Genomic DNA, 11,875 nt, shown 5'->3' with positions numbered 1-11,875 from the left:
CCGTTTCATCAACGCAAACGGAGAATACTGATGTCCCATATTACCGAACTTTGCAGGAAGGCGGCCCAGGAGAGAGCGCGCACGCTGGGTAAGAAGGGTCGATTGACCCGCCAGGAGCGCAAGGAACTTGTCATGGCCCACCGGCTGGCCAATGTGACCTTCATTCATTGAAACAGGTTTGGTTCGATGTCCGATTCTGCCTTTGTTTTCATACTACAAGCGGAACAACCGGAATCGGACTATGAGGTAGGGCGGTGCTTGAACCGCTCTATGCTGCGGGGGCGACCACTGGCCGGTCTACGGCTTTTTCCTGGATCGGCCAGTGTACTATCGCGGCAAACAGACCGAGCGCCACGCCAAGCCACCAAACCGGATCGTAGCTGCCGAGGCGATCATAAAGATAGCCGCCCAGCCAGACGCCAAGAAAGGAACCGATCTGGTGCGACAGGAATACAACTCCTCCGAGCATTCCAAGATGCCGTGTTCCGAACATGATCGCCACCAGGCCGTTGGTTGGCGGCACTGTGGACAGCCACAGCAGCCCCATGACAATAGAAAAGACGATCACGCTTGCGCCGGTCTGCGGCGTGAGCAGAAAGATCGTGATCGCGATTGAACGACCGACATAGAGCAGGACCAGCATCATCGGCTTGGAATGGCTTTGCCCAATGATTCCGGACGCCAGCGATCCGATGATGTTGAAAAAACCGATCAGGGCGATCGCCATGACCGCATATCCGGCGTCCAGGCCGATATCGCCGATATAAGCTGGGAAATGCGCGGTGATGAACGCGACCTGAAACCCACAGACGAAGAATCCCGCAGTCAGCAGTACGTAGCTGTGATGAGTGAAAGCTTCGCGCAGGGCCTCGCGCACTGTCTGCTCGTATTCGCTTGCAGATTGCGTTCCCGACGAGGCGTTGCCGCGCAGCGGTATCGCCAGAACCGGAATGACCAGCATTGCGAGGCCGAGATAGACAAGCGAATCCGACCAGCCAAAGGAGTCGATCAGGCCCTGGCTTATAGGCGCGAAAATAAACATGCCGGCCGAGCCGGCTGCCGTGCCGAAGCCGAAGACCAGCGAACGCTTCTCAGGGGCTACATTGCGCGCGAATGCCGACAGGATGATGCCGAAAGAGCCGGCCGCGACCGCCAGGCCGACCAGCACGCCGCCACCGATATGAAGCCAGGTCGGCGTCGTGCCAAGGGCCATGATCCACAGACCGGCGGCGTAGAGCACGGCCGACAGGAAAAGCACGCGCCACGTGCCGTACTTGTCGGCGATCGCGCCGAAGAACGGTTGGCCAAGGCCCCAGCAAAGATTCTGCAGCGCCATCGCCAGACCGAAGGTCGTGCGGTCCCAGCCTGTGTCGGCGAGCATGGGGAGTTGGAAGAACCCCATCGCAGAACGCGGACCGAAGGTTATGAGCGCAATGAGACAGCCGCAAATGATGATGATCCAGGGCAGCGCAGCCTTTGCCGGCGCGCTAGCGGTCGATTCCTTGGCCGTCGTGCTCATTGAAAGATCTTCCCGCCACGATAAATGGATTTCCGGACGTGCATGAATAGTCCAACGTTGGAAATAGCCTCGTTCAATCCCATAAGTCAAAGCAGCAATTCTGCAGGATCAATCAGAATAATTGATGCTTTTCAGGATTTTTCCATGCTGATCGTGATGGATAGTCACTTGATCGGCAGGACGAATGGCGCGCCTTCCCGTGCATTCCGGCCGCGTCCGATCCGCTTTATCGCGGCGTTCATGCGGCCTTTGCTACCAAGAATTTCATCCGCAAGGGCTACGAGGCGGGCGTTTGGCGTGGCCGAAGGCGATCGCCTTCGCAGTTCGAGCGCGAGCTCCATTTCGTCGAGATCCGGATTGACCGAAAGGGCGCAAATATACGCGGCGGCGGTCGATCGGGAAATTCCCATCCAACAGTGAATCAGCAGCGGCTTTTCCCGGGTCCATGATCTTGCAAAATCGATCATTCCGGAGACGTGATCGGCCGCCGGTCTTTCCATTCCGCTGATTTCAGCGCTGATATCATGCAAAGAGAGCCGCAGATGGCGGTCTGCCGGAACGCCCGCCGGGCGCTCGGCCTGCATATCTGGCGACAGCAATGTGATGATGTCTCGCACATCGTGCTCGCTAGCGGTTTTGTCGAGCCGGGAGAGCGGGCAAACAACCAGATGCGGCATGGCGCCTATTCCGTGTTTTTCGGGCGTACGGTTTCGATCTCCTCGAAGCGTTTTGAAAAGAGACGTTGGACCCGGGTCGCCGACATCGGCTCGATTGGAAGATCGTCGGATGAAATACCGCGCGGCCGTCCGAACAGGCGGGCCGCCTCGCTTTCGCTGAAACCGGCGAGTTGGATTGCTTCGAAGAAGGCCGAAATGCGATCGGCACGCTTGATTGCGTCCTTCAGCGATTTGGTCATCTGAGCCGGCAGCCCGAAACGCAGATGGATCGCTTCCTGCAGTCTGCGTTCAACGCTCTTGTAGTCGCCGCCGACGATCGCCTTGAAAGGTGAGATCATGTCGCCAATGACATATTCTGGCGCATCATGAAGGAGTGCGGCCATTCTGTCGGCGGCAGAGGCTTTCGGCTTCAAAAGGCAGAAGATCTGCTCCACGACGACGGAGTGCTGAGCGACCGAGAACGCGTGGCGGCCGATCGTCTGTCCGTTCCAGCGCGCAACTCGAGCGAGGCCGTGAACAATATCCGACAGTTCAATATCCAGAGGCGACGGGTTCAAAAGATCGAGACGGCGTCCGGAAAGCATGCGCTGCCAAGCGCGTGGCGCGGTTTCGCGGGCGCTCATTGCGCTGTTGAACCCGAATCCCGTTCTTCCTGCGCGAGCGAAAGGCCGGTCCATTCCGGAAAGGCAAGCCGTACGGGGACATCGCCCGCCAGCAATGCAGTATCCTTGTCGAGCGCGCTCGCGACACGGTCCGTGCGCAGAATCGCCAGTGCCCTGTCGCCGACAACGGAGCCAAGCGTTCCGACCGATTTGCCGCTTGCAGTGACGGCAGCGCCGCTTTCCGGCAGATCCACCTCTGCCCAGACCTTCATAACGCGCCGCCGCGCAGTGCCGCGATGCTGCATGCGGGAAACCACTTCCTGGCCGACGAAACAGCCCTTTTTGAACGACACACCCCTGTTCAGGTCCATCAGTGCATCATGCGGAAACGCGTCGCCGGCCTCGTAATCCCGACCGGCCTCGGCCACGCCATTGTCGACGCGCAAGCGGTCGTAATCGAGCAGAGAGGCGGTTTCGCCGCCTGCCTCGCCATAAAGCCGGCAGACGTCGGAAACCTGTGCAAAGCGCTCGTCGGCGAGGCTTTTTTGAGGCGTTTCTTCGTCCCAGACGGCCGTCACGGATGTGGATTCCTCAGGCTCGATGAAGACCTTTGCGCGAAGCTTGTACATGGTCATGCGCTTTACAAAATCGCCCAGCGCCGAGCGATCGATATCGAAACGAAATCCGTCTTTGCCGTGACGCGATACAAGGAAATCAAACATGATTTTGCCTTGCGGCGTAAGCAGGGCGCCTTGCCTCGCCACGCCAGCCTCAAGGGACAGGAGATCGCACGTGATCACGTCCTGAAGCAGCGTTTCCGCATCAGGTCCGTGAATATCCACGAGGCCGCGATTTTTCAGCGTTGTTCGAGTCAAATCCGCTTTTCCTTGCCGTATGCGGCATTACCTAATGGCGGGACGGGCTTCGGGCAAGACCGTATCGTGCGATGATCAATCACCTGCTAGAAAGAACAGCCATTCTCCGTCCGGCGAAATGCCCGTGCGGTAGAAGGAGTATGATCCGAAAGCCCTCATGTCCTGCAGGTCTCCGGCAGTAATGATCCGGAACAGTTCGACCATCTGCCGATCGTCGAGGACGTCGAGCGGCAGGGTGTAGAAATACGGCCAGATATAGATTTCGGTCGCTTCGCCTGCATCGAGGCGGGCATATCCGGCGTCGAAAATATCGAGAAGAATAGCCAGTAATTCCAGGCCATTCTGATCTCCGGACACGTCTTTCAGATACTGGATCGGATCGCTGTCAATGGCGCCGAATGAGAGTTGCGTAGCCGTAGGCCCGGTTCCCAGAAGTGGTCGCAGTTTCTCCGGATCGCCGCTTTTCGCGGCCTCGACGATCAATTCGCGCATGCGTCTGACCGGCTCCGGCAGAAGCGACAGATCCTTGCTTACTTCGACGTCGGGAAGATCGCGGCGTTCAACGCTTTCTTCCGGTGGAGCGGCGCCCAGTTTGGGTGGCAGCGGGAGACCTTGCCCGAAGCCGGTCTCATCTTCCGTTTCGGTTTCGATTTCCTTTATTTCGCTGAGCGCGAGTTCGATCCGGTCCGGTGGTTGCACGGCATGGCCGTTTAACGCAGTTTGCGCCGGCCAGACGGCGCCTGCGGTGAGGAAATACGCCATGAAGCCGAGGTTCGCGGCAAACGCCGGGCGTCCCGTGGCGGCAAAGGGCATGGCTCCTCCGGCGATTACTGAATCTGGCGGTCCGGTGAAAATTCTCCGGCGAGTATTCTGCTTTTGAGATCGTCGAGCACGGCTTCCGCGCCGTCTTCGCCGAACAGTTTGACGGCTTCACGCATGACCGTCACCAAGGCCGCGTCGGCAATGATTTCAGGTTCGATTCCGTCGGCCACGCCGTCCGCCCAGGCCTCGACCTGATGTTCAAGCGCCGTCTGCATCTTTTCGTGAATGATCATCTCGTCAATTTCAGACAAGTTTGCTTCTCTCATGTCACCACCTGGAGACTAAGGCTCCAATTTCTTCCCGACTCGAGAATACCACAGACTGTGATCTTCCAATGGCAGTCCGGATTGTCAGGTTAATGATTGTTTAATTTCCGTAGCGCGCAATGATCGCCGACGCAAGGTCGAGACCTTCTTTCCTGTATTGGGCTTCCGCCTCAAGCGCCACTTCGTTGCACTTCGTGTGCACCGCTGCGAAGGATCTGTAGCCGCGATTGAAGGCGGCCGTCAACCGGGCGCGGGTAGGGGCGTCCTCGCCTTCCAGCTCAATCAACGCCTGCATTTTGTCGCGCCAGCCCTCGTCGCGCTTGGCGCACAGTGTCCGGATATAGTGGATCGATCCCACGATCTCCGACAGCCGCAAAAGCCTGTTCTCGTAGGGCGGAAGCACAGCCTGCGCCGATGCCGGCGCAACAAGCCCTGCATGCAGCGCCCCTGCGAGAAAGATGGAGGCGATGCGCCTAGCAGTCACGTCCATATCCGGCCTCTTCCAGCTCATCGATACATTCTGCCACACTGGGAGTTACTGAAACATGTTGCAAATCCGAAGCGGAGAACCAGTCAGCTTCCTCGGCGTCGTCGGCGGCGATCGCTTGGTCGCTGTGCACCTGCTCGACCATGTGAACCGCCAGGACATAGTGGCTGCGTAACGAACCGTCGTCGTTGCGGGCGATCAGGTCATACAGCCTGAAGAAACGCACGCCGAAACCAACCAGTCCGGTCTCCTCGCGCAATTCACGCAAAACCGCCTGCGTTAATGTTTCCCCCGGCTCCACCTTTCCGCCGGGAAAGGCGTACTGTCCCTTTGCTTCGCCTCTGGCGCGCTTGACAAGGAGATAGCGGCGGTCGCGCCGGACAATACAGGACACGGCGGCGACGGGTGAAACAGGTTCAGGAGGCGATATCATCCTGTTGCCATAGATTATTGTGCCGCAAGTGTGAACCGCTATAAGATCGTCGCTTGTCCAATGTCGCGGAGGATTCATGTGCGGCCGATTTTCGCTGCTGGCGAACGCCCATGCCATCGAGCTGTTTTTCGAACTCGCCGAACTCGAGATTCAGGTTGTGCCGCGATATAACATCGCTCCCTCCCAACCGATCCTCATGGTCATGTCCGGTCCGGGCGCCGATCCGGACGAGCGCAAAAACATGCCAGACCGAAAAGCGATGCTGGTCAGATGGGGACTGCTGCCGTCATGGGTCAAGGATCCGCGCGATTTTCCAATGCTGATCAACGCACGCTCGGAAACGGCCAATGAAAAAGCCTCCTTTCGCGCTTCGATGCGCCATCGACGCACGCTTGTTCCGGCTTCCGGATTCTATGAGTGGCAGCGGGAAGGGCGGAGCAAACCGCAGGCCTACTGGGTGCGGCCGCGCAATGGCGAACTCGTCGCCTTCGCCGGGTTGACCGACACGCTTCTGGCCGTGGACGGTTCCGAAATCGATACCGGCGCGATCCTGACCACCGGCGCCAACGAGGAGTTTGCGCCAATCCATCATCGCATGCCGGTGGTTATTCGCCAGCGAGATTTCGCGCGCTGGCTGGACTGTAGGACACAGGAGCCGCGCGATGTCGACGATCTGCTGCAGCCAGTTGAACCCGGCTTCTTCGAAGCCGTGCCGGTGTCCAGTCTCGTCAATAAGGTCGCCAATATTGGGCCTCAAGTCCAGGAACGCGTCGAACCTGAGCCGGAGACGGAGAACTCCGATAAGGACGATGGCGGCCAGATGTCGCTGTTCGGGCCAGGGTAGGCCGAAGGAATGGCGCTGGAACAGGGATTGTTAGGGCCGGTTCTGTCGGGTTTCTTCCTCGGAGGATCGCTGATTGTTGCGATCGGCGCGCAGAACGCATTTATCCTGCGGCAGGGTCTGATCCGGTCACACGTTTTCGTTGTCTGCCTGATTGGCGCGCTCTCGGACGCCTTGCTGATCGCCGCCGGCGTCACCGGCCTCGGGACGTTTATTGCCCGCTCGCCCTGGCTGATCACCGCGGTGACGCTGGGCGGGGCCGCCTTTCTGCTTGCCTATGCGTTTCTCGCTTTCCGGCGGGCGCTCCATCCGCATGCGCTGCTGGCGGACAATTCCCGTGAACAGACCTTGCGGACCGCAGTCGCCACCTGTCTCGCCCTGACCTTTCTCAACCCGCATGTCTATCTTGATACTGTGCTGCTGATCGGCGGCCTTTCGGGACAATACGTCGGGGGGGCGCGCGTCGCCTACGGCGCAGGCGCTGTTCTCGCTTCCTTTGTCTGGTTCTTTGGGCTGGGTTACGGCGCGCGACTGCTTGCGCCGCTTTTTGCCAGGCCGTCGGCCTGGCGCGCACTGGACATCCTGATCGGGCTCGTCATGGCGGCGCTGGCGCTGGGGCTGCTGCAACGCTTCTTCGCTGAATGAGAATTCCTCTAATGAGCGCTTGACCTTCGCCTTTCGAGCGGCGATAAGGCGCTCATGAAAACGATATTTGGCGTTGTCGCCATCTGCATTTGCTGGATCATTATTCGCTAGCCATTCGCTGGCTCGGCCGTTTTCGTCTCAAAACAATCACGACAAACGCCCGACCAGTGGCACCGGGAGTTTTGTTATGGGCGTACGACCTCTGACATTCTACAACACGCTGACTCGGCGGAAGGAAGAATTCCATCCGATCGATCCCGACAGGGTGCGCATGTATGTCTGCGGCCCCACGGTCTATGACTACGCCCATATCGGCAATGCGCGACCGGTCATCGTCTTTGATGTGCTGTATCGACTTTTACGGCACGTTTACGGACCAGATCACGTGACCTATGTGCGCAACATCACGGATGTGGACGACAAGATAAACGCCCGCGCGGCGCGCGATTATCCAGGGGAACCGCTGAACGAGGCCGTCGCCCGGGTGACGAAGAAGACCGCAGACCAGTTTCATGAAGACGTTCGCGCGCTTGGCTGCCTTGAACCCAGCATCGAGCCGCGCGCGACAGACAACATTCCCCAGATGATCGAACTGATCGAGGAGTTGTTGAGAAAGGGCCATGCCTACGAAGCCGGAGGCGAGGTGCTGTTCGACGTAACCTCGATGCCGGCCTATGGCGGATTGTCCAATCGTTCTCTTGAAGAACAGCAGGCCGGCGCCCGCGTAGACGTCGAGGCGCACAAGCGCAATCCGGGGGACTTCGTGCTCTGGAAGCTGTCATCGGAAGGCGAGCCCGGATGGCCTTCGCCATGGGGCACGGGACGGCCCGGTTGGCATATCGAATGCTCCGCGATGAGCGCGCGCTATCTCGGTCAGACCTTCGATATTCATGGCGGCGGCCTTGATCTGATTTTTCCGCATCACGAGAACGAAATCGCTCAGTCCTGCTGCGCACACAGAACCGAGCGCATGGCCAACATCTGGATGCACAACGGCTTTTTGCAGGTCGAAGGCAGAAAGATGTCAAAGAGCCTCGGCAACTTCGTAACAATTCGCGAGTTGCTGGAGACAGAGACTTTTGGCGGGCGTTCATGGCCAGGCGAGGTTCTGCGTCTCGGAATGCTGATGACTCACTATCGCGAGCCTATCGATTTCAGCGTGCGCAAGCTCGAGGAGGCGGAGCGTATCCTGGACAAATTCGCAAGGCGGGCAGGGGACGCGCCGGCGGACGGACCGGTGGATGACGCTGTCATGGCGGCGATCGCGGACGACCTCAACGTTTCCGAGGCTCTGCCGAGACTGAACGAACTGGACGGCGCGGCGTTGGCCTCGTCCTTGTCGTTCCTCGGCTTCGAAACGTATCGGGAAACGGCCTCCGTCGACATGGACGAAGAAGAAATCGCCCGCTGGATCGAGCAGAGGCTTGATCTGATCCGACAGAAGAACTGGCCGGAAGCGGATGCAATCAGGGAGAGGCTGTCGGAAGCAGGAATCCAGCTGAAGGATGGGAAGGACCCGGCGACCGGTGAGAGGACAACCGAATGGGAGGCGAGGCGGTAGGACGGAGACAGGTTTCCGACCTATCTGCCACATGTGGATCATGAGAACCAAAATAACAACAGGCGGTTGCCAGTGCGGCGCCGTCCGATACCGCGTGGACGGCGAACTGAGCGACCCGCATATCTGCCATTGCCGGATGTGCCAGAAGGCGGCGGGCCATTATTTCATGCCGTTGGCTGGAGCGAAACGCGAGCAGTTCCACGTTACCCGCGGCGCCATTTCATGGTTCCGGTCGTCCGAGCCCGTCCGGCGCGGTTTTTGCAGCCGGTGCGGTACGCCTCTGATATTCGATGCGATGGCGTCTGACCACTATTCCGTGACGCTCGGTTCGCTGGACCAGCCTGAACTCGTGGCGCCATTGCAGCAGTTCGGAACGGAGGCGCGTATGCCCTGGTTCAAAGATCTCGCTGGTCTCGAGGCGCATGAAACCGGAACCGATGGCGAGATGGACGACGCAGAATTGTCGGCGATCGCCGCGAGCAATAGCCAGCACCCCGATCACGACACCGAAAACTGGGATGTGCAGCCATGAGCCGCGAGAAAATCTACCTGTTCGACACAACATTGCGCGACGGCCAGCAGACGCCTGGCGTCGATTTCAGCGTCGAGGACAAGATTGCGATCGCCGGGATGCTCGACAAATTCGGGATCGACTACGTCGAGGGCGGTTATCCCGGCGCCAATCCGACCGACACCGCCTTTTTCGAGCAGAACCGAATGAAGAAAGCGTCTTTTGTCGCTTTCGGTATGACGAAGCGCGCCGGTCTTTCGGCGTCCAACGATCCGGGTCTGTCGTCCCTCGTCCAGTCGAACAGCGACGCCGTATGTTTTGTCGCCAAAAGTTGGGATTACCATGTGGATGTCGCGCTTGGTATTTCCAACGAGGAGAACCTCGAATGCATTCGCGCTTCCGTTGAGCGGACGGTTGACGCAGGCAAGGAGGCGATGGTCGATTGCGAACATTTCTTCGACGGTTACAAGGCGAATTCAGAATACGCCCTGGCTTGCGCGAAAACTGCGCTGGACGCCGGCGCGCGCTGGGTGGTGCTTTGCGACACCAATGGCGGAACCCAGGCCGAGGAAGTAAGGGAGATCGTGACGGCCGTGATCGCGGCGGGAATTCCGGGCGACCACCTCGGCATTCACGCCCACAACGACACCGGCCTTGCGGTCGCCAATACGCTGGCGGCGGTGGAGGCCGGCGCGCGTCAGATCCAGGGCACTCTGAACGGTATTGGCGAACGTTGCGGCAACGCCAACCTGGTTGTCCTGATCCCCAATCTGGTGTTGAAACCACGTTGGAATAAAAGCTTCTGTACGTCGATCGACGAGGAGAAGCTGACGGAACTGACCCGTCTGTCCCACGCGTTCGACGAACTTCTGAACCGCTCCCCCGATCCGCAAATGCCCTACGTGGGCGCCTCGTCCTTCGCGACCAAGGCGGGCATTCACGCTTCTGCGTTGCTGAAGGACCCGAAGACCTACGAGCATGTGGAGCCTGAGAGCGTCGGAAATACGCGAAAGGTCATGGTCTCGGACCAGGGCGGAAAATCCAATTTTATCAACGAGCTGAGCCGCCGGGGAATCAAGGTTTCGAAGAACAGCCCAAAGCTCGACACGCTGATCGCCATCGTCAAGGAGCACGAGGCGAGCGGCTACGCCTACGAAGCCGCGGACGCCAGCTTCGAGCTGCTGGCGCGTCGCACCCTCGGCACGCTTCCGCAGTTTTTCAAGGTAGAAAGCTTCCGCGTCATGGTCGAGCGTCGCTTCGACGCAAACGGTGTCCTGAAGACGATTTCCGAGGCGATCGTGCGGGTCGAGATCGATGGAGAGCGCCACATCTCGGTGGCCGAGGGACATGGTCCCGTCAATGCTCTCGACATCGCTTTGCGCAAGGATCTTGGCAAATTCCAGCAGGAGATCGAGGATCTGGAGCTCTGCGACTACAAGGTGCGTATCCTCAATGGCGGCACTGAAGCAATCACCAGGGTGCTAGTCGAGTCGCACGACGGCAGCGGCGAGCGCTGGTGGACAGTCGGCGTCTCAGACAACATTATCGACGCTTCTTTCCAGGCGCTCATGGATTCTATCAATTACAAGCTGATCAAGAACCGAACGGCGGTTGAAGAGTTGTCGAGTTCATGAGTTCCCAGGAGGACGGCGACGGGGATTCCCGGAAAGGATTTCTCTACGCTTTCGGCGCATACGGTCTGTGGGGGCTGATGCCCTTCTACATGAAGGCCGTCTCCCATGTGCCGGCCTATGAAGTGGTTGCGCACCGAATACTCTGGTCCGTCCCGATCGCCGGCGTAATCCTGCTGATACTCGGGCGGACGTCCGATCTCAAGGTAGCCTTCCGGCAACCCAGAACTCTGGCTCTCGCGGCGCTGACAGCCACTCTAATCTCAGTCAACTGGTGGATCTATATCTGGGCCGTGTCAGTTGACCGGACTGTCGAGACAGCGCTTGGCTACTATATCAATCCGCTGGTCAATATCTGCCTCGGGGCGCTGTTTCTGAGAGAACGCTTCACCAGGTCGCAGACGGCGGCGATCGGTCTTGCAGTGATCGCCGTTGTTATCCTTACGGTGAACGCCGGCGGCTTGCCCTGGATATCGCTGACGCTGGCTTTCAGTTTCGGCGTCTACGGGTTTTTAAGGAAGACGCTTCCCATCGGTCCAACGCAGGGCTTCATGCTCGAAGTGCTGCTGCTGAGCCTTCCAGCGCTTGCGCTGTTGTGGCTGTTCGGCGACGGACACTTCACCAATGACGGCCTCGACGGCATGCTGCTTCTGATGCTCGCTGGACCTGTAACGGCGTTTCCACTTATCCTCTACGCCTTTGGGGCAAAACTGCTCAAATATTCGACGCTTGGACTGATGCAATACACCGCCCCGACACTGATTTTCCTGATCGCCGTCTTTATATTCGAGGAGCCGTTCTCCTATTGGCAGTTCGTGGCGTTCTGCCTGATATGGACGGCACTTGCGATTTATTCCTGGTCAAGCTTCCGGACGTTACGCGCGCGACCCGCCGCGCCGGCGGGCGAATAGGCCGAATCCTCAGTCAGGGTTGAAAATTCCATGGGCGTAGAAGGGGATCGACTCCGCAGATCGCATTCATAACGGCTCGCCGTTCGCACGGACA

Annotated in this window: 15 protein-coding genes; 7 read left to right on the top strand and 8 right to left on the bottom strand. The window is 59.0% G+C overall.

Going from position 1 to position 11,875, the window contains the following annotated elements; genetic code table 11:
• Window positions 1-30 precede the first annotated feature (30 nt).
• Window positions 31-171, top strand: coding sequence for a hypothetical protein (locus AAFN47_RS23235; RefSeq protein WP_499811651.1), 141 nt, complete (start codon window positions 31-33; stop codon window positions 169-171).
• 97 nt (window positions 172-268) lie between these two features.
• Here the strand turns inward: AAFN47_RS23235 and AAFN47_RS23230 are convergent, their stop codons facing one another.
• The 8 genes from AAFN47_RS23230 to AAFN47_RS23195 form a co-directional block, all read right to left on the bottom strand.
• Window positions 269-1,519, bottom strand: coding sequence for an MFS transporter (locus AAFN47_RS23230; protein WP_499811650.1), 1,251 nt, complete (start codon window positions 1,517-1,519; stop codon window positions 269-271).
• A gap of 164 nt (window positions 1,520-1,683) precedes the next feature.
• The gene (locus tag AAFN47_RS23225) at window positions 1,684-2,196 is read right to left on the bottom strand and encodes a tyrosine phosphatase family protein (protein ID WP_499811649.1); all 513 of its coding nucleotides are present in this window, start codon (window positions 2,194-2,196) and stop codon (window positions 1,684-1,686) included.
• 5 nt (window positions 2,197-2,201) lie between these two features.
• Window positions 2,202-2,819, bottom strand: a complete 618-nt coding sequence (locus AAFN47_RS23220) for a YfbR-like 5'-deoxynucleotidase (RefSeq protein WP_499811648.1) — start codon at window positions 2,817-2,819, stop codon at window positions 2,202-2,204.
• The gene (ygfZ, locus tag AAFN47_RS23215) at window positions 2,816-3,673 is read right to left on the bottom strand and encodes a CAF17-like 4Fe-4S cluster assembly/insertion protein YgfZ (RefSeq protein ID WP_499811647.1); all 858 of its coding nucleotides are present in this window, start codon (window positions 3,671-3,673) and stop codon (window positions 2,816-2,818) included. Before ygfZ ends, AAFN47_RS23220 begins: the two co-directional genes overlap by 4 nt.
• Before the next feature lie 75 nt (window positions 3,674-3,748).
• A complete protein-coding gene (locus AAFN47_RS23210; protein WP_499811646.1) occupies window positions 3,749-4,486 on the bottom strand; it encodes a hypothetical protein in 738 nt (245 codons plus the stop codon).
• A 14-nt stretch (window positions 4,487-4,500) separates the two neighbouring features.
• A complete protein-coding gene (locus tag AAFN47_RS23205) occupies window positions 4,501-4,761 on the bottom strand; it encodes a hypothetical protein (RefSeq protein ID WP_499811645.1) in 261 nt (86 codons plus the stop codon).
• A gap of 100 nt (window positions 4,762-4,861) precedes the next feature.
• Window positions 4,862-5,245 (bottom strand): TIGR02301 family protein, encoded by a 384-nt coding sequence (locus AAFN47_RS23200; RefSeq protein ID WP_499811644.1) that lies wholly within the window; start codon window positions 5,243-5,245, stop codon window positions 4,862-4,864.
• Complete coding sequence (locus tag AAFN47_RS23195) at window positions 5,235-5,681, bottom strand: NUDIX hydrolase (RefSeq protein ID WP_499811643.1); 447 nt, start codon at window positions 5,679-5,681, stop codon at window positions 5,235-5,237. The genes AAFN47_RS23200 and AAFN47_RS23195 overlap by 11 nt, the downstream gene beginning before the upstream one ends.
• Window positions 5,682-5,757: 76 nt before the next feature.
• Between AAFN47_RS23195 and AAFN47_RS23190 the strand changes: the two genes are divergently transcribed.
• The 6 genes from AAFN47_RS23190 to rarD all read left to right on the top strand — a co-directional run bounded on the left by AAFN47_RS23190 (window position 5,758) and on the right by rarD (window position 11,781).
• Window positions 5,758-6,525: an SOS response-associated peptidase gene (locus AAFN47_RS23190; RefSeq protein WP_499811642.1), complete on the top strand. Its 768-nt coding sequence runs from the start codon at window positions 5,758-5,760 to the stop codon at window positions 6,523-6,525.
• A gap of 9 nt (window positions 6,526-6,534) precedes the next feature.
• The gene (locus AAFN47_RS23185; protein WP_499811641.1) at window positions 6,535-7,167 is read left to right on the top strand and encodes a LysE/ArgO family amino acid transporter; all 633 of its coding nucleotides are present in this window, start codon (window positions 6,535-6,537) and stop codon (window positions 7,165-7,167) included.
• A gap of 187 nt (window positions 7,168-7,354) precedes the next feature.
• On the top strand, window positions 7,355-8,728 hold the full coding sequence (gene cysS, locus AAFN47_RS23180) for a cysteine--tRNA ligase (RefSeq protein WP_499811640.1): 1,374 nt from the start codon (window positions 7,355-7,357) through the stop codon (window positions 8,726-8,728).
• 40 nt (window positions 8,729-8,768) lie between these two features.
• Window positions 8,769-9,260, top strand: coding sequence for a GFA family protein (locus AAFN47_RS23175; protein WP_499811639.1), 492 nt, complete (start codon window positions 8,769-8,771; stop codon window positions 9,258-9,260).
• Window positions 9,257-10,873 (top strand): citramalate synthase, encoded by a 1,617-nt coding sequence (cimA, locus tag AAFN47_RS23170; protein ID WP_499811638.1) that lies wholly within the window; start codon window positions 9,257-9,259, stop codon window positions 10,871-10,873. Before AAFN47_RS23175 ends, cimA begins: the two co-directional genes overlap by 4 nt.
• Entirely contained in the window at window positions 10,870-11,781 is a 912-nt protein-coding gene (rarD, locus tag AAFN47_RS23165) for an EamA family transporter RarD (RefSeq protein WP_499811637.1), read from the top strand. Before cimA ends, rarD begins: the two co-directional genes overlap by 4 nt.
• The last annotated feature ends 94 nt before the right edge of the window (window positions 11,782-11,875 follow it).

Source organism: Hoeflea sp. CAU 1731, from assembly GCF_039888615.1.
In the GTDB taxonomy this organism is placed as follows: Bacteria; Pseudomonadota; Alphaproteobacteria; order Rhizobiales; family Rhizobiaceae; genus Flavimaribacter.
Note: the sequence above shows the minus strand (reverse complement) of the source record. Positions and strands in the feature narration are given on the sequence as shown.